At 73.4% G+C, this 18,227-nt stretch carries 11 protein-coding genes; 2 read left to right on the forward strand and 9 right to left on the reverse strand.

The window, feature by feature from the left end; genetic code table 11:
• Positions 1–25: 25 nt before the first annotated feature.
• The gene (locus AC07C1_RS28490) at positions 26–1,297 is read right to left on the reverse strand and encodes a glycosyltransferase 87 family protein (RefSeq protein ID WP_478943538.1); all 1,272 of its coding nucleotides are present in this window, start codon (positions 1,295–1,297) and stop codon (positions 26–28) included.
• Between the two features lie 267 nt (positions 1,298–1,564).
• On the opposite strand from AC07C1_RS28490, the gene AC07C1_RS28495 reads away from it, so the two are divergent.
• Positions 1,565–3,142, forward strand: coding sequence for a glycosyltransferase family 39 protein (locus AC07C1_RS28495; RefSeq protein ID WP_478943699.1), 1,578 nt, complete (start codon positions 1,565–1,567; stop codon positions 3,140–3,142).
• On the opposite strand, the gene AC07C1_RS28500 is transcribed toward AC07C1_RS28495, so the two are convergent.
• Positions 3,139–3,633, reverse strand: a complete 495-nt coding sequence (locus AC07C1_RS28500) for a MarR family winged helix-turn-helix transcriptional regulator (protein ID WP_478943540.1) — start codon at positions 3,631–3,633, stop codon at positions 3,139–3,141. The two genes, AC07C1_RS28495 and AC07C1_RS28500, sit on opposite strands and share 4 nt — an antisense overlap.
• 124 nt (positions 3,634–3,757) lie before the next feature.
• Between AC07C1_RS28500 and AC07C1_RS28505 the strand changes: the two genes are divergently transcribed.
• Positions 3,758–4,171 carry an organic hydroperoxide resistance protein gene (locus AC07C1_RS28505; RefSeq protein WP_478943542.1) on the forward strand — a complete coding sequence of 138 codons (414 nt, stop codon included), beginning with the start codon at positions 3,758–3,760 and terminating at the stop codon, positions 4,169–4,171.
• 55 nt (positions 4,172–4,226) lie between these two features.
• Here AC07C1_RS28505 and AC07C1_RS28510 read toward each other — a convergent pair whose 3' ends face one another.
• The 7 genes from AC07C1_RS28510 to AC07C1_RS28540 form a co-directional block, all read right to left on the reverse strand.
• Positions 4,227–6,431, reverse strand: a complete 2,205-nt coding sequence (locus tag AC07C1_RS28510) for a bifunctional glycosyltransferase/CDP-glycerol:glycerophosphate glycerophosphotransferase (protein WP_478943544.1) — start codon at positions 6,429–6,431, stop codon at positions 4,227–4,229.
• Positions 6,432–6,437: 6 nt separating this feature from the next.
• A complete protein-coding gene (locus AC07C1_RS28515; RefSeq protein WP_478943546.1) occupies positions 6,438–8,639 on the reverse strand; it encodes a bifunctional glycosyltransferase/CDP-glycerol:glycerophosphate glycerophosphotransferase in 2,202 nt (733 codons plus the stop codon).
• 125 nt (positions 8,640–8,764) lie between these two features.
• Positions 8,765–10,999, reverse strand: a complete 2,235-nt coding sequence (locus AC07C1_RS28520; RefSeq protein ID WP_478943548.1) for a bifunctional glycosyltransferase/CDP-glycerol:glycerophosphate glycerophosphotransferase — start codon at positions 10,997–10,999, stop codon at positions 8,765–8,767.
• Positions 11,000–11,156: 157 nt separating this feature from the next.
• Positions 11,157–12,068 (reverse strand): carbohydrate ABC transporter permease, encoded by a 912-nt coding sequence (locus tag AC07C1_RS28525; protein WP_478943550.1) that lies wholly within the window; start codon positions 12,066–12,068, stop codon positions 11,157–11,159.
• Entirely contained in the window at positions 12,065–13,408 is a 1,344-nt protein-coding gene (locus AC07C1_RS28530) for a carbohydrate ABC transporter permease (RefSeq protein ID WP_478943552.1), read from the reverse strand. The genes AC07C1_RS28525 and AC07C1_RS28530 overlap by 4 nt, the downstream gene beginning before the upstream one ends.
• 7 nt (positions 13,409–13,415) lie before the next feature.
• Positions 13,416–14,795 carry an ABC transporter substrate-binding protein gene (locus AC07C1_RS28535; protein WP_478943554.1) on the reverse strand — a complete coding sequence of 460 codons (1,380 nt, stop codon included), beginning with the start codon at positions 14,793–14,795 and terminating at the stop codon, positions 13,416–13,418.
• A 183-nt stretch (positions 14,796–14,978) separates the two neighbouring features.
• On the reverse strand, positions 14,979–18,227 hold a 3,249-nt coding region (locus AC07C1_RS28540), incomplete at its 5' end, for an FtsK/SpoIIIE domain-containing protein (protein ID WP_478943556.1).

Consider the following 18,227-nt stretch of genomic DNA (forward strand, 5'->3'; position numbering starts at 1 on the left):
CGTAGAAATATTCGGTAATACCCCGTTAAGAGATGCTCAGGGCTCGATCCGGAAGACGGCCGGAACCGGGTCGGGGTTGCGTCGTCGGCACGTTCTTTCCGGCCGGTGGCCGCGCGGCCCGCCACACCCGCACGAAGGACAGCACGGCGGCGGCCGCCAGCAGCGCGTTGCGGGCCAGCATCAGCAGGCAGCCGGTCCAGCTGCCGTCGACCACCTCGCGGTAGCACATCGGGTACGCCACCGTGCTCAGCGCGGACGCCGCCAGGATCAGCGCCGCCACCGGCCGCTGGCTGGTGTACCGCGAGGTCAGGCACACCGCGGCGAGCCCGATCAGCCAGATCATGTACTGCGGGCTGATGACCCGGCTGGTGGCCGTGAACAGCAGCACCGCGCTCAGCGCCGCGTCGTAGGGGGTGGCCTCGCTCCAGTGGCGCGCCCGCACCCGCCACAGCACCAGCAGCCCGAAGGCCACCGCCGTGAGCGCGAGGGAGACGCTCGCGACGGCGTGCACATGCGGGCCGACCAGCTCCATCGCGCCGTACTGGTAGCGGACCCGGCCGCTCCAGCCGGCGTGCCGCGCGAGGCTGAGCGCCGTACCGCCGAGCGACTCGATCTGCACGCCACGGCCGCCCTGCTCCCGCAGGAAGGACAGCGGGCCGGTGAGGAAGACGGCGAGGAGTCCGAGGGCGGCGGCCCCGGCGGCCACCGCCCACGCCCACGCCGTGCGGGTCGCCCGCCCCGGGGGCGTGCCGAGCAGCACCAGCAGCGGCCAGCCCTTCACCAGCGCGCCCAGCGCCCCGAACACCCCGCCCGCGCGCGGGGAGCGCGACACCGTCAGCAGGGAGAGGACGGCCAGGGCGGTGACCTCCACGTCGTACCGGGCGAGCGGCAGGTGCAGCAGCAGCGGCAGGCCGCCCGTCCACGCGGCCGCGCCGAGCAGGCTCCGCCCCGGCCGCGTGCCCGCGCGGACCAGCGACGCCGCGATCAGCGCGTCCGCGGCCAGCGTCAGCACCACGAACGCCTGAAAGTACGTCAACCCCGGCAGCAGGCCCGGCGCCAGCAGCACCGCGCCCGCGCCCGGCGGGTACTGCCACAGCGTGTCGTGCGCCGGGAAGGAGCCGTGCGTGAGGACGCCGTACCAGTGGAAGTACAGCCGCCGGACCTCACGGGCCACCGAACCGCCGCCCAGCAGTGGCGCGCTGTCGTGCAGGAGCAGCCACAGCATCAGGGCACGGGTGGCGGGCCAGAGGACGGTGAGGGCGAGGACCGGGCCGGGGGTGACACGGAGACGGTTCATCACATGGGAGCCTAAGCCGTGCGGATGTGTATTCATGCCGATACACCGTCAATGCGGGTCAAAGATTCGCTAATCGCAAAAGATCGGGCCGTGGTGAACGTCGGGCTTCGTGTGAAACGGCAGTCGCGCCGGGCGGCTGGAGCGAAAGCTGGCGCATCCACCGGTGCAACGACGCAGCCGCCGAATGGTGCGCCGAACCGTGGGCCGGACCGCGTGTCGAGCCGTGCGCCGGGGAGCCCGCCGGTGCGGGTCCGCCGTGCCGCCGCCGTGTGCGCACCCGCGCTGGCGATACTCGCGATCGGGCTGTGGGGGCTCGACCGGGGCGGGATGTGGCGCGACGAGGCCGTCACCTTCCAGGTCGCACGCCGCACGGTGCCGCAGATCTGGCGGCTGCTGCACGGCGTGGACGCTGTGCACGGCGTGTACTACCTCCTCATGCACGCCGTCCTCACCGTCCACCCCGGCGAGGTCGTCCTGCGGCTCCCGTCGGTCTGCGCGGCGGCGGTGACGGCCGGCCTGGTGGCCGCGCTGGGCGTCCGCTTGGTGCGGCCGCGCGTCGGGCTGTGGGCCGGGCTGCTCTACGCCGTCACGCCGATGGCCGGCCACTACGCCCAGGAGGGCCGCTCCTACGCCCTGGTGGCGGCCGGGGCCACCGGCGCGACGCTGCTGTTCGTGCGGGCCGTGCAGGGGGACTCCTGGTGGGCGTACGGCGCCGTCCTCGGTCTCACCTGCTGGCTGCACGAGTTCGCGGTCCTGCTGCTGCTCGCCCACGCGGTGTCGCTGGCGCTCGCCCGGGCCGGGGCGCGGGTGTGGCGGGGCTGGGGGCGCGCGTCCGGCGCGGTCGTCCTCGCGCTGCTGCCGATGGTGCTGGTGTCCCGGGCGCAGGCGGCGCAGGTCGCCTGGCTGCGGAGGCCCACGGCGGCCACGGCGGAAGGGCTGTCGCGTGGTTTTCTGGGGCCGGCGTCAGGCGTGTACTGGGTGTGTCTCGGGCTGGCCCTGCTGGGGCTCGCGGGGCTGCCGGGGCGGCGCGGGGAGGTCACCTGCGCGGGGCTCGCCCTGCCGTTGACGGTGGTCCCGCCGGTCACCTTGATGCTGGCCTCGCAGTGCTCGCCACTGTACGTCGATCGGTATGTGCTGTATGCCCTCTCGGGGGCGCCGTTGCTGGTGGCCGGCGGGGTGGAGTGGGTGGCCGGACGCGTGCGGCGGCTGTGCCCCGGTGGACGTCGCGGGCCCGCCCTCCCCGGTGCTCTCGGCGCCGTCCGGGCAGGGAGGACCCCCATCGCGCTGCGCGACGGCTGCTCGCACAGTGACGGCCGGCCGAAAGGGCGCCCTCCCTGGTCCCGGCCGGTGCCGCCGCCCCAGGTGGTCACCCTCGCCGGTGCACTGGCCGTCGCCCTCGCCCTCCTCCAGCACTTCCCCCTCCTCCGCGCCGACCGCGTCCCGGACACCCGGCCCGACGATCTCGCCGCCGTCTCCCGGGTCGCCGCGCGGGAGGTGGGGCCCGGGGACCCGGTGCTGTTCCTGCCGGTGCAGACGCGGAACGTGGCGCTCACCTACCCGGGGGCGTTCCGCAGGGTGCGGGACGTGGCCCTGGCGGAAGGGGCCGCCGCGTCCGGGACGCTGTACGGGCGTGAGGCCGGGCCCGGTGAGCTGCGCCGGAGGCTGGCCCGGCTGGACCGGGTGTGGGTCGTCGCGGACCGGGAGCTGCTCGCCGGCCGCTGGACCCCGGGCAGTCCCACCGAGCGGGCCAAACTCGCCGTGCTGACCGAGGAGTTCGCGCAGCGCGAGGAGACCGCGCGGGACGGGGTGACCGTACGGCTCTACATCCGCCGGGCCAGGCCCTAGCGAGCCTCCCGGGCCTGCGACGATGCCGCCGCGTCCAGCGCGGTGGTGAGCTGGTCGAGCCGCTCGCGCAGCTCGCCGATCTCCGTCAGGTCGAAGCCGGTCGCCGCCACGATCCGCCGCGGCACCTCCAGGGCCCGCTCGCGCAGCGCAGCGCCTTCCCCGGTCAGCCGCACCCACACGGACCGCTCGTCCCGCGCGCTGCGCTCGCGCCGCACCAGGCCGGCCCCCTCCAGCCGCTTCACCAGCGGGGACAGCGTGCCGGAGTCGAGCCGAAGATGTTCGCCGAGTTTCTTGACGGGCTGGTCGCCCTGCTCCCACAGCACCAGCATCACCAGGTACTGCGGGTAGGTGAGCCCGAGGTCCTTGAGGATCACGCGGTAGACGCCGTTGAAGGCGCGGGACGCGGCGTGCAGGGAGAAGCAGATCTGGCGGTCCAGGCGGAGCCAGTCGGCGTCGGCGGTGGTGGTCCGCGGGGCGGGCGATGCGGTCATGGGTCAAGGATAGCTCGAGCGAGCCATTTAGTTGTGCACAACTGAATTGTGTGCTCTACTCGTGTTCGGAACGGGCCGCAACGAAACCCGTCACGCACCCCACATCCGAGAGGGATGGTCTTCCATGGACGCGCTCTACACCGCTGTCGCCACCGCCACCCACGGCCGCGACGGCCGTGCCGTCTCCTCCGACGGCAAGATCGACCTCAGGCTGGCCCCGCCGGTGGAGCTGGGCGGCAACGGCGAGGGCACCAACCCGGAGCAGCTCTTCGCCGCCGGTTACGCCGCCTGTTTCGGCAGCGCCCTCGGCCTCGTCGGCCGCCAGGCGAAGGTGGACGTCAGCGACACGGCGGTGACCGCCGAGGTCGGCATAGGCAAGCAGGGCGAGGGCTTCGGGCTGAAGGTGACGCTGCGCGTCGAGCTGCCCGACACCGTGGACGAGGCCACCGGCCGCAAGCTGGTCGAGACCGCCCACCAGGTCTGCCCGTACTCCAACGCCACCCGCGGCAACATCGAGGTCGACCTCGTCATCGAGTGACACCGGGCACCCGAGTGGCCACGACCGGCCGGCGCGCGGCGCCGGCCGGTCGTTCTCACGCCGAGGTCAGCACGTCCCGGCCCGTGGCCTGGCCGGGCAGCCGGACCCGGGTTCCCGGCATGTCCTCGCCCAGCAGCAGGGTCCGTACGACCCGCTCGGCGGCGCGCCCGTCGTCGAACTCGCAGAACCGGGCCCGGAAGTCCGCCCGCAGCCGGGCCGACTCCCCGTCCTGCCACGAACCCGAGGCGAACAGCCACGCCAGCTCCCGGTAGGAGCGGGTGATATGACCCGGCGGCTCGGCGGTGAGGTCGAAGTAGGTGCCCCGGCTCGCGGTGTACGCGGGCCAGTCGTCGGCGTGCACCACGATCGGCCGGTCGAGGTTGGCGTAGTCGAACATCACGGCCGAGTAGTCGGTGACCAGCACGTCCGCCGCGAGCAGGACGTCCTCGACCCGCGGCTCGCCGGTCGCGTCGACCACGATCCCGCGCCGGGCCAGCTCGGCAAGGCCCATGCCCCGCGCGGGACCGTTCACCAGCGAGGGATGCAGCCGGACCACGAGGGTGTGCCCCGCACCGAGGTCCGCCGCGAACCGGGCCGGGTCGAACCGGTCCACGTGGCCGCCCCGGCGGTAGTCCCGGCGGGTCGGCGCGTACAGCACGACCGTGTGGTCCTCGGGGATGCCGTGCCGCTGCCGGAAGTCGCTGGTACCGGCGTTCACCAGCACGTCGTTGCGCGGACTGCCGGTGCGCACCGAGGTGAAGTGGCACGGATAGGCCCGCTCCCAGACCAGCTCGGAGTGGCGGTTGGCGACCAGGCTGTAGTCCCAGCGGTCGGCCCGGCGCAGCATCTGCGGCACGTCGAAGCCGAGCCGGGCGCCGGGCTTGTCCAGCAGGTCCGCGCCCAGGTACTTGAGCGGGGTGCCCTGGTGGGTGTGGATGTGCACGCTGCCGGGCCGCTTGGCCAGGGCGCCGGGCCAGTTGACGTCGTTGACGAAGAACTTCGCCCGCGCGGTGACCTCAAGGTATCGCGCGGAGCCCACGACCACGTGCTCGACATCGGGCGGCAGCTGCTCCGCGGCCTCCGCGTCCCGCACCACCCACACCCCGCGCAACCGCGGGGCGATCTCCCGCGCCTTGCGGTAGACGGCCGCCGGGTCGCCGAGCATCCCACGGTGCGAGGACGCCGAGTACACCACGAGGTTCTCGTCCAGCGGGCGGCGCGCGTGCAGGGACGCCCAGCCGCTACGGGCCCGCGCGGCCGCCGCCCGGCGCGCCAGGCCCGCCCGCCGAGCCGCCTCCCGCCCGGCCCGTGCCGCCTGCCGCCCCAGCCGGTACCGCGTCCAGGAGCCCTCCAGCGCGGCCACCTCGCCGCCCACCAGGGCCCCCTCGGGCCTGTGCTCGCGGAACATCCGCGCCGTACGCCGGAAGAACTCGGCCTTGTCGGTGGGCGGCAGCCGGTCCGGCTTGGCCAGGATGTCCAGGCAGTGCTCGCCCATCTTGCGATGCAGGTACGGCCGCCAGCTCGCCAGTTCCGGCCGCTGCTCCACGAAGGCGAGGACCCGTTCGTACTGGTCGTGGATGTCGAAGTGCTTGCGGCTGGTGGTGGACAGGATGTTGCCCTGCCGGCGCTGCCGGTAGTTCAGGCAGATCCGGTCCAGGGCGGCGATCCGTCCGGCGCTGAGCATGACCGGGAAGGTCCAGGGGGTGTCCTCGTAGTAGCCGGGCGGGAACTCGAAGCCGTTCCCGGCGACGAACTCCCGCCGGTAGACCTTGTTCCACACCACCATCAGCAGGTCGAGGATCCGCGGGTACTCGGCGACCGTGAAGGTGCCCGGGCCGGCCTCGGCGAGCACGTCGGCCAGCGCGTTGCGCCGGGTGCCGCCCCACCAGTAGGTGCGCGCGTAGTCGAAGACCAGCACGTCCGGTTCGGCGGCCTCCGCCAGCCGGCCGGCGATGGCCCGCAGTGCGCCCGGGGTGAGGGTGTCGTCGCTGTCGAGGAAGAAGAGGTAGTCGCCGGTGGCGTGGGGGAGCCCCGCGTTGCGGGCCCGGCCGAGGCCCACGTTCTCCGGCAGGTGCAGCACCTTCACGCGCGGGTCCCGCTCGGCGTACTCGTCGAGGATCGCGCCGCAGCCGTCCGGGGAGCAGTCATCCACGGCGATCAGCTCGAAGTCGTCGAAGGACTGCGTGAGCACCGAGTCCAGGCACTCGCGCAGGAAGCCCTGCACCTTGAAACAGGGCACGATCAGACTGAAGCGGGGCACGGCGGATCAGCTCCTCACGAGGGTCGCGGCGGCGGGGGCGGGGACGCGTTCGGCGAGCGGGATCACGGGCGGGACCGCCTCCGGCGGCTCGCCGAGCAGCACCCGCCGTACCACGCGCTCGGCGGCGCGCCCGTCGTCGAACTCGCAGAACCGCTCCCGGAACGCGGCCCTGAGCGCCCCGGCCTCCGGGCCCGTGTACGAGCCGTCGCGGAAGACCCCGGCCAGTTCCTCGGGGGTGCGGACGACCGGGCCGGGCGGTTCGGCGGGCAGGTCGAAGTAGACGCCCCGGGTCTCCTGGTAGACGTCCCAGTCGTCGGCGTACACGACGATCGGCCGGTCCAGGTTGGCGTAGTCGAACATGATCGACGAGTAGTCCGTGACCAGCGCGTCCGCGGCCAGGCACACGTCCTCGGCGGAGCGGTGCGCGGTCACGTCGATGATCCGGCCGGAGCCCTGGGAGCGGCCCCGGTCGTAGAAGTAGTGGGCGCGCAGCAGCACGACGACGTCCTCGCCGGCCGCCTCGCAGAACGCCTCCAGGTCCAGGCCGGTCTCGAAGCCGGTGTGGTGGTCGCGGTGGGTCGGCGCGTACAGCACGGCCGTCCTGCCCTCCGGGACCCCCAGCTCCCGGCGGATCCGGGCGACGTCCTCGGCGGTCGCCGTGTAGTACACGTCGTTGCGCGGATAGCCGTACTCCAGATGCTCGTACGAGCCGGGGAAGGCGCGCTCCCACATCTGGGTGGAGTGGCGGTTGGAGGAGAGGTTGAAGTCCCAGCGGTCGACGCGGCCCAGCAGCCTGGTGAAGCTGCCGGACCGCGCGGCCACCACCGGATACGTCGACTGGTCCACGCCCATCGTCTTCAGCGGGGTGCCGTGCTGGGTCTGCAGGTGCACGCTGCCGGGCCGCTTGACGACACCCTCGGCGAAGTTGGCGTTGTTGATCAGGTACGTGGCGCGGGCCAGCACCTCCCAGTAGCGGCGGGAGCCGATCACCGCGTACTCGACGCCCTCGGGCATCGCGTGGGCCTGGTCGGCCTCGACCAGGAACACCGAGCGCACGTGCGGGGCGAGTTCACGGGCCTTGGCGTGGATCGCGGCCGGGTTGCAGGCGTAGCCCCGGCCCCAGTAGGCGCAGTACACGGCGAGGTGGGGGTCGAGCGGGCGGCGCAGGTCGCGGGCGTAGCGCAGCCGGGTGCGCAGCATGTGCGGGCGGGGCAGGGCCTCGGCCGAGCGTGCGGCCACCTGGTTGGCGCCGCGCAGGGCACGGAACGCGGTGTACGCACCCGTCGCCAGCAGCCGGTGCTGCACACCCAGGCTGCCACCCGGCGCCCGGTAACCGGCGGGCCGGTGCCGTCGGTAGAGGCGCCCGGCCCGGCGGAAGAACGCCCGGTGCCCGGAGGGCAGCCGCTCCGGCCGGGACGCCGTCTTGAGCACCACCGCGAACAGCTGCTCGAACAGCGGTCCGGTCCGCTCGGCCGGCAGGGCGCACTCGGCCGCGCGCGTCAGCACCAGGTCCACCTGGTCGAGGAGGGCGTGCTGGTGCGGTCCGGGCAGATTGAGCCGGCTGCCCTGCCGGCGCAGCCGGTGCCGTACGACGGCCCGGCGCAGCACCGCCATCCGCTCGGCGGCGATCGTGGTGAGCCCGCCCCAGCCCAGGTCCGTGAAGTGACTCTCGGGAAAGGCCAGTTCGTGCGCGGTGAGGAAGCCGCGACGGTACACGGCACTCCACGCCGGGAGCTGCACACCGGTCAGTCGCGGCAGGTCGGCGGGGACGAAGGAGCCCTTGGGGGCCTTGGCGAGCAGGGGTGCGGCCGGGTTCGTCGGCTCGCCCTCCCACCAGGGGGCGCGCTCGTGCTCGACGTGCAGCACGTCGACGCCGGCGGTCTCGGTCAGGCGGGCGTCCAGCGCCGCGAGCGCGCCCGGCAGCAGCAGGTCGTCGCCGTCCAGGAACAGCAGATAGGCGCCGGTCGCGGCCCGCATCCCGGCGTTGCGCGCCCCGCCCAGACCGGCGGACGGCGGCGAGTGGACCGGGGTCACCCGGGAGTCCCGCTCCGCGTACCCGGCGGCGACGGCGGCGCCCGGAGCGTCGGGGGCGTCGCAGACCGGGATCAGCTGAAGGTCGCCGAAGGACTGGCCGAGGACCGAGTCCAGCGCCTGGGACAGCCGGCCGGCGACCCCGTGGGACGGGACGATGATGCTGAAGCGGGGCATTCTGCTCTTTCTGTCGTCTTGCGGACGCGGCTGGGCCGTCCCGCCGGACGCCAGGTGGACGGCCGGCTCGGGGCGGGCCGCGTCGAGCCGAGGGGCACGCAAACTCCCGAAGGGACCAACGGTGTTCAGCGGCTCTCGGTGACGGGAAGCGGACCGGAAGGTTGCGGCACGGTGGCCAGCGGGGACCGCGCGCAGGCCGGCGGCGCGGGTTTCCGGTCCGCGAGCGGAACCACCGGCGGCAGGTCCGCCTCGCCCAGCACCACCCGCCGTACGACCCGTTCGGCGGCACGTCCGTCGTCGTACGGGCAGAACCGCTCCCGGAACGCCGCCCGCAGCTGCGCGGAACGCGAGCCGCGCCAGTGACCGGAGGCGAAGATGTCGATCAGCTCGTCCTCGCTGCGCGCCACCGCGCCCGGCGGGAAGGCGCGCAGGTCGAAGTAGGTGCCCCGGGCGGCCCGGTACGGCTCCCAGTCCGCGGTGTGCACGACGATCGGCCGGTCCAGGCCGGCGTAGTCGAACATGATCGACGAGTAGTCGGTGAGCAGCGCGTCCGAGGCGAGGCAGAGGGACTCCACGCTCGGGTGGTCGCCGACGTCGATGATCCGGGTGCCCGTGCCGAGGGAGCCACCGTGCGCGGGGTGGGGGCGGGCCATGATCACGAAGCGCGGGCCGAGGCGGCGCACGATCCGCTCCAGGTCCAGCAGCGGGCGCTGGGTCCGGTGCTGGTCGCGGTACGTGGGCGCGTACAGGATGGCGACCGTGCCCGCGGGGATGCCGAGCGACTCGCGCAGCCGTGCCACGTCCGCCGAGGTCGCCCGCTGGAAGACGTCGTTGCGCGGGGAGCCGTACTCCAGGGTGGTGTAGCGGCCCGGGAAGACCCGCTCCCAGGTGAGGGTGGAGTGCCGGTTGCCGGACAGGACGTAGTCCCACTGGTCGACGCCCCGCAGCAGCTCCTCGAAGTCGGTGTCCCGGGCGGCGGCCGGGTGCTCCTGGAGGTCGAGGCCCATCTGCTTGAGGGGGGTGCCCTGCTGCGTCTGGACGAAGACCTGGCCGGGGCGCCAACGCAGCCCGCGGTCGAATCCGGCGTCGTTCACCAGGTACTTGGAGCGGGCCAGCGCCGTCCAGTAGGCGGCTGAGCCGGGACGCAGCCGACGCGGGCCGGGCGGGACGGTGTGCTGCTGCTCGGGGCGGGCGATCCACGCGGTGCGGATGTGCGGGGCGTGCGTCCGGAACGCTTCCTCCAGCGCGCCCGGGTCGCGGCGCCCCCAGGAGGCGGCGAACACGGCCCGGTCGCCGCGCAGCGGCAGCCGCAGCTGGACGCGGTAGTGCAGCTGGAGCACCCCGGACCTCAGGGCGCGGGCCAGTTTCACGGCCGACTTCAGCGCGCGGCGGCGGACGGCCGCGGCCAGCTGGAGTGCCCGGAACGTGCGGTGCAGGCCGTAGCGGACCAGGGTGTGCCGCAGCCGCAGCCGGATCCGGGTCCCCGGGACCCCGTAGCGGCGGCAGTGGGCGCGGGCCCGGTGCAGGAAGGCGCCGTGGCTGCCGCGCGGCAGCCTGCCGCGCCTGGCGAACACCAGGGCGTAGTGGTCGACCATGCGGCGGAACAACTCCGGCCGCCACCGGTCCAGTTCCGGCCGCTCCTCGACGTACGCGAACACCCGGTCGTACTGGTCGAAGAGGTCGAAGTGCTTGACGCTGGTGGTGCCGAGGATGCTGCCCTGCCGGCGCTGCCGGTAGTGCACGCACACCCGGTCCAGGGTGGCGATCGACTCCGCCGTCATCAGCACCGGGAAGGTCCAGGGGGTGTCCTCGTAGTAGCCCGGCGGGAACGCGAAGCCGTGTTCCTGGACGAACTCCCGCCGACAGGCCTTGTTCCACGCCACCATCAGCACCCTGAGCAGCCCCGGCCGGTCCTCCAGCCGGAACGGCGCCGGGCCCTGCTCGGTGAGCTGGGCGGCGAGCTGGTTGCGGACCGCCCGGCCGTCCCAGTACGTGCGCGCGTAGTCGTAGACCAGGACGTCCGGCTCGCCGGTCTCCTTGAGCCGTTCGGCGACCGAGCGCAGCGCGTCCGGGGTGAGCGTGTCGTCACCGTCCAGGAAGACCAGGTAGTCACCGCTCGCCTCCGCCATGCCCGCGTTCCGGGCGCCGCCGAGCCCCTGGTTCTCGGCCAGGTGCACGGGCTTCACGCGCGCGTCCCGGGCCGCGAACTCGTCGATGACCGCGCCGCACGCATCGGGTGAGCAGTCGTCCACGGCGATCAGTTCGAGATCGGGATACGACTGGGAGAGCACCGAGACCAGGCACTGGGAGAGGTACGCCTGGACCTTGTACGCGGGGACGATGACACTGAACCTGGGCAAGGGGCATCCATGGGTCGGTCGGCGCGGGCGTTCTGCCCGGCAACGGCCGATGGAGTGACTTGGTTACGGCGTGTACGGCATGTGGGGGACGCCGCCCGGTGAACGCGGCGGGGCGGACCGACGACGGCCCGCCCCGCAGAAGACGGCTCCCTCACCGCTACTTGACCGCGCCCGCCATCACCCCGGAGACGAACTGCCGCTGGAACGCGAAGAACACGGCCAGCGGGATCACCATCGAGATGAACGCGCCCGGCGCCAGCACGTCGATGTTGTTGCCGAACTGCCGCACCTGCGTCTGCAGGGCGACCGTGATCGGCTGTGAACCGGACTTGGTGAACACCAGCGCGACCAGCATGTCGTTCCACACCCACAGGAACTGGAAGATGCCGAGGCTCGCGATCGCCGGCCCGCCGAGGGGCATCACCACGCGGGCGAACAGGCGCAGTTCGCCGGCGCCGTCCAGCCGGGCCGCCTCCAGCAGCTCGCGGGGGATCTCCGCGAAGAAGTTCCGCAGCAGGAACACCGCGAACGGCAGACCGAAGCCGACATGGAACAGGATCACCCCGAGGATCGTGCCGAACAGGCCGATCTTGCCGAACAGTTCGGCGATCGGGATCAGCGCCACCTGCACGGGCACCACCAGCAGGCTCACCACGCCCAGGAACCACCAGTCCCGGCCCGGGAACTCCATCCACGCGAACGCGTAGCCGGCCAGCGAGCCGATCACCACGACCAGGATCGTCGCCGGGACAGTGATCAGCACCGTGTTCACCAGTGAGCTGGTGATGTCACTGTTCTCCAGCAGCTTCTGGTAGCTGTCGAAGGTCAGCCGGGACGGCTGGGAGAACACCTTCCACCAGCCGCTCGCGCTCATGTCCTCCGGTGCGCGCAGGGAGGAGACGAGCAGGCCGATGGTCGGCACCAGCCAGAACAGGCCCACGAGGATCAGGAAGACACGGACCAGTCCGCCGCTCAGCTTCTCGGTGATCTTCGAGCCGAGGGACTGCCGGGCCTTCACCGCCGTGCCGGCGGGTGCCGTCCTGCCGACGCTTCCGGTGGCGGTCGTCATCGCCGCACCTCCCGCCTGAGCCTGCGGATGTTGAACAGCATCACCGGGATGACCAGCAGCAGCAGGAACACCGCGATCGCGCTGGCGATGCCCGGCTGCCCCTCCGCGAACCCCTTGCGGTACAGCTCCAGGGCCAGCACGTTCGCGTCGTCCTGGGAGGAACCCGGCGCGATGATGTACACGAGGTCGAACACCTTCAGCACGTTGATCATCAGCGTGACGGCGACCACCGCGAGGACCGGTGCGAGCAACGGCACGGTGACCCGGCGGAACACCTGCCACTCGTTGGCGCCGTCCACCCGCGCGGCCTCCAGCAGCTCCCGGGGCACGCCCGCGAGCCCGGCCGCGATCAGCACCATCGCGAAGCCCGCCCACATCCATACGTACGACCCGATGATGGCCGGGGTGACCAGCGCCGGGCCGAGCCAGTCGACGCCGTTGTACGGCTCCCTGAAGTTGCCCGCCGGCAGTCTCAGCCGGGCTCCGTCCGCCTTCGCGGGCAGCGTGAAGGTGCCGTCGCCGGCCGCCTCGGCGGTGGCCACGACCTTTCCGTCCTTCACCGCCTCGATCCGCATCCCGGCGTAACCCAGCTCCGACGGGTCCGGGGCACCGAGCTTGCCCACGCCCCTGCCGCGGGTGAAGTCCTGCCACGTGGTCCCGGTGATCTTCCCCGGCTCCGGCGCGGCCGCCACCGCCTTCTTCGCGTCGTCGGGCATCTGCTCGGGGGCGACACCGACCAGCGGGAGCGTGACGGCCTGGCCCGTGTGCACCGTGGCCGTGGTGATGAAGCCGCCGCTTCGCGCCACGAGCGGCGACTCGCGTCCCGGATGCGCCTTCGGGAACGCCGACGACTGGGCGAAGGTGTCGTGGACACCCACCCACACGGCGTTCGCGACGCCCTTGTCCGGGTCCTGGTCGTACACCAGCCGGAAGATGATCCCGGCCGCCAGCATCGAGATCGCCATCGGCATGAAGACGACCAGCTTGAACGCCGTGCCCCAGCGCACCCGTTCGGTCAGCACCGCGAAGACCAGACCGAGCGCGGTGGAGACCGTGGGCGCGAACACCACCCAGATGACGTTGTTCTTCAGCGCCGTACGGATGCCGTCGTCCGTGAACAGCGCCTTGTAGTTGTCGACCCCGGCGAAACCGTCACCCCGGGCGTTGTAGAAGCTGCGGACGATCGAGTACCCGATCGGGTAGACCACGAGCGCGCCGAGCAGCACCAGGGCGGGCAGCAGGAAGAGGGCTGCCACCGTCCTGCGGGTGCCGGTCACGCTCTTGCGGCTCTTCGGTGCGGCGGGGCCCGGTGGGGCCCCGGCCGCCGCTGCCGACGCCATCGCCGGGTCAGCTCCCGTTCCCGTAGGCCGCCGCCGCGTCCTTCTCCAGCTTCGCCTGCGTGCCCGCCACGTCCTTCGGGTTCTTCAGGAAGTCCTGCAGGTCCTTCCACTCGCCCTTGCCCGGTGTGCCGCCGAAGGCCTGCGGGGCCTGGTCGGACATGTCGAAGCGGAAGTCGTCGCCGGACCCGATCAGCGCCTTGGCGATCTTCTGCTGCACGGCGTTCGGGTACGCCGAGTTCGGCACGTTCTTGTTCGGCGAGAGGTAGCCGCCGAGCCTGGCCTGGATGGTCGCCGCGTCCGGGGAGGCCAGGAAGGTGGCCAGCGCCTGCGCCGCCTTGGAGTCCTTCAGGATCACGGCCGCGTCACCGCCGGAGACCACCGGCGCGGACGAGCCCACCGCGGGGAAGGGGAACACCTTCGCGTCCGTGCCCACCTTCGCCTTGGTGTCGCCGATGTTGACCTGGGCGAAGTCGCCCTCGTAGACCATCGCGGCCTTCGGCTGGTCACCGCCGGTGAAGGTCTGCGTGACGGAGGCCGGGAACTCGGTCTGCAACGCGCCGTCGGCGCCGCCCGCCACGAAGTTCTTCCTGCCCCAGATCTGGGCGAGTGTGGTCAGGGCCTGCTTCACCGAGGGATCAGTCCACTTGATCTTGTGCTGGGCGAGCTGGTCGTACTTCTCCGGCCCGGCCTGGGACAGATAGACGTTCTCGAACCAGTCCGTCAGCGTCCAGCCGTCGGCGCCGCCGACCGAGAACGGGGTGACACCGGAGTCGTACACCGCCTGGGACGTGGTCTGCAGGTCCTGCCAGGTCTTCGGCTCCTTGGCGCCCGCGTTCTCGAAGACCTTGGCGTTGTACCAGATCAGCGACTTGTTGGCGGCCTTGTAGTAGACGCCGTAACTCTTGCCGTCGACCTTGCCGATGTCCTGCCAGCCCTGCGAATAGTTCTTCCGCAGCGCCTTGAGCGCGTCCGCGCCGAGGGGCTTGGCCCACTTCTTGTCCACGGCCTGCTTGATCGCGCCCGGCTGGGGCAGCAGCGCCACGTCCGGCGGCTGACCGCCCGCGATCTTCGAGCCGAGGAAGTTGATGATCGGGTCCTGGGCGGGCACGAACGTCACCTTCGCGCCGGTGCGCTTCTCGAACTCCGCCAGGACCTTCTTGAAGTTCGCCTGTTCGGTGCCGGTCCAGACGGCGGCGACCTCCAGGCTCGCGCCGTCCAGTTTCGGCAGGGTGACGGTGGAACCGGTCGCTCCGCCGCTCTGCTCGCCGTTGTCCTTCTTGTCGTTGTCACCGCTGGAGCAGGCGGTGAGCGCGAGCGCTCCCGCGAGCAGCGCGGCGAGCGTGGTGACGGCCCTGTGTGTCCGGATGGTGCTGCTCTCGCTGTGCATCACTTCCCCGTTCGTCGTTCTCCGTTGAACGTCAGAACTGTGTCCGTGAGAACTGTGTCCCGTGCGGTCCGGTCTACGCCGAGCCGCTCACGGCGGGCAAGAGCGCCTGCGGTGTCAACCCGCTCATCGTGACCGGCTCGTGACCGGGAGTGTATGCCTGCCGGTTCCCGCCGGAGCCGGAGATCACAGAAGGGAGGGCACCTGCTCCGCCGAGACCTGCCGGGCCGCGCGCTCCACCGCGCTCGCCAGCAGGGCCAGGTCGGTGGGGCCGTTGCCCAGTTCCCGCACGGGCCGGCGGGCCGGTGGGTCGCCCATGCGCTGCCACTCCAGCGGGACGACCGTGGGCCGCTGGGTCGCGGTACGCGGGATGCGGCCCGTCACCCGGCCGCCCTGGAAGTCGGTGACCCCGCCGTCCGCGCACACCAGCCGCCCGCGCCCCGGCGCCGGCTCGTCCGGCCCGGGCTCGGGGGCGTCCAGCGCGACCCGCAGGGTGGCCCGGCGCGCCGGTTCCGTCTCCGCCGTACGACCGCCCGTGCCGGCCGCCACCAGGTGCACCCCAAGACGTTCACCCTCCCGGGCGACCGCCTCCAGCGCCCGCATCACCGACCCGGCGGCGGGCCGGCCCGGCGAGCCGAGCGGCGGGGAGACCAGCGCGTCCAGGTCGTCGACGACGACCACGAGCCGGGGCAGCGGCGGCGCGGCCCCGGCGCGCTGCCCCGCCGCCGCGCCCGGGCGCAGCCGCAGGGTGGAGCTGGACGGCGTGTCTATGTCACCGTTGGCGGGCGTGCGCTGGGCGACGATCCGGCCCGGCACCTCGCGCCCCCGGTGCCACTCGGCGAACTCCGCCCGGCCCAGCAGCTCGGCCCGCCGCTTCAGCTCGGCACTCAGCGACTGCGCGAACTCCCGCATCCGCACCGGGTCGTTGGCCGCGAGGTGGGTGGTGACATGGGGTATGTCGGCACAGACCCGCAGTCCTTCGTCGCGTCCGGCGCCCGTCCCGACCCCGTCGCGGCCGTCGATCAGCACCACGCCCAGCCGGTCCGGCCGCTCGGCGGCGGCCAGCGAGGCGACCACGGCCCGCAGCAGCTCGGTACGACCGCTGCCGGCCGGTCCCTCGATCAGCAGATGCGGACCGTCGGCCACCAGGTCGGCGGTGAGCGGGCCGCGCGGACCGGCACCGAGCACCGCACGGGCCCGGCCGCCCAGCGCCTCGGTGTCGTCCGCCGCGTCCGCCCAGCGCGCCATCAGCGATGCCGGGGTGGCCCGGGCCAGCCCCAACTCGTCCAGCAGGCGCGCCGACCGCGGCAACGGTGTGGTCACGCGCGCGTGCCGCTCACCGATGGGGCCGTCCGGACGCAGGGGCGCCAGCGCCCGCGCGAACCGCTCCGCCCAGGCGGCGGAGACGGCGTCCACGGAGGCCACCGTGCCGGCGCCGACGGGCCCGCTCGGGGCCACGCGCATCAGATGCACGGCGGTGGCGACATCCCCGCTGAGCAGCGCCACGGCACCGCAGTGCCGGAACGTCGGCGTCAGCGCGCACGCGGCCTCGTACGCGCGGGCCACGGGGAACGCGGGCGAGGCCGGCTCGGTCTCGGCGAGACACACCACATGGATCCCGGCCCGCGGCCCGGCCACCGCCAGCCGCGCGACGGCTTCCCGCAGAGCGGCCCCGCCGGGGTCCCCGTCCACGACGACGACGGTGTACGGCCCCGAGAAACCACCGCCGCCGGCACCGATGTCCGCCTCGTCCCTGGCCCAGGAAGGACGGCGGCCGGCCACAGCGGACCCCGGTGCGGGGGTGCCGGGAGGCGGGGCGTGCCCTGGGGCGGTGCGGTCGGCGGTGCCGGGTGGTGCGGTGTGCGGTGGGGTGGTCCGGTTCGGGGTGCCGGGTGTGCCGGTGGGCGTGGGGCGTCCGGGGGTGGCGGTCGCCTCCGACACCGACGCCGACGCCGACGCCGACGGAGCCGGGACACGGACCGGGGCGGGAGAGGCGGCGGTCCTGCCCGTCGCCGCGTGGTCCTCGACCCGGCGCAGCAGTTCCTCCGTACGGGCCGCCGCCTGTTCACGGTCGTAGGCGAGCAGCAGGCGGCAGTCCTGGCCATGGCCCGGCCGGACATGCGGGAGCCAGCCCAGCCAGGACCACTCGGCCGTGCGCTCTTCCACCGGGCGTGAGTGGTCCGCGCTGATCAGCACGATCTCCAGCAGATCGGGGGAGTGCAGCGCGGCGAACTGGGCCAGCACCGCGCGGGCGAGCCCGGACAGCCGGGGCCGCGGACCGGCCAGGCCCAGCGCGCCCGCCTCGCGCAGTGCCGCCGTCACCGGTACGGCGGGCAGCAGGCCCGAGCCGTCCGGCGCGCTCCGGTCGGCCGTGCCGAGCCGTACGGTCAGCGCCTCCGGGTGACCGGGCCCCCGCTCCCACAGCCGGGGCCCGGGCCCCAGCGCCGTCAGCAGCAGCGCGGCGGGGTCCGGCCAGGTCTCCGGTTGCTGCGGGGAACCGGGCGCCGGTGCCTCGGCGGAGTGGGCCGCCGTACCGTCGTACGTCCCTCGGCCGGCCGGCTGTTCCGCGCGCCCGCCGGCCAGCCGTCGCGCCCACGCGCCGAGCCCGCGCCGCCGTGCGCCCTGTGGGGCGTCGGTGCCCCGCAGAGGGGCGTCTTCGCGGCCGCCCGCTCGAGCGTCCTCCGCGCGGTACGTGCCGCCGTCCGCCTGACCGTGTGCCGTCACACCTGCGTACGGGTCTCCGGACACCCCGCCCGCCCCGCCGACCCCGAAGCGCCCGGAGTGCGTCTGCCCACCGGAAGTCGCGCCGGCCGGCCCCCGGGTCCCGCCGCGGTTGCCGGAGGCCGCGCCGGTCTCTCCCGGTCCCTCGCCGCGGTTGCGGGAGTCGGCACTGCCTGTCCTCGGGCCGCCGTCGCCGTCGCGGTTGTCGGAGCCGGTGTCAGTCGCCGCCCAGCCCCCGCTGCGGTTCTCGGTGGCCGCGCTCACTCCTCGATCCCTGCCGCGGTTCTGGGAGGCGGCGCTGGTCGCTCCCGGTCCCTCGCCGCGGTTGCGGGAGTCGGCACTGCCTGTCCTCGGGCCGCCGTCGCCGTCGCGGTTGTCGGAGCCGGTGTCAGTCGCCGCCCAGCCCCCGCTGCGGTTCTCGGTGGCCGCGCTCACTCCTCGATCCCTGCCGCGGTTCTGGGAGGCGGCGCTGGTCGCTCCCGGTCCCTCGCCGCGGTTGCGGGAGTCGGCACTGCCTGTCCTCGGGCCGCCGTCGCCGTCGCGGTTGTCGGAGCCGGTGTCAGTCGCCGCCCAGCCCCCGCTGCGGGTCTCGGTGGCCGCGCTCACTCCTCGATCCCCGCCGCGGTTCTGGGAGGCGGCGCTGGTCGCTCCCGGTCCCTCGCCGCGGTTGCGGGAGTCGGCACTGCCTGTCCTCGGGCCGCCGTCGCCGTCGCG

The sequence above is a fragment of the Streptomyces sp. NPDC045022 genome, assembly GCF_056432605.1.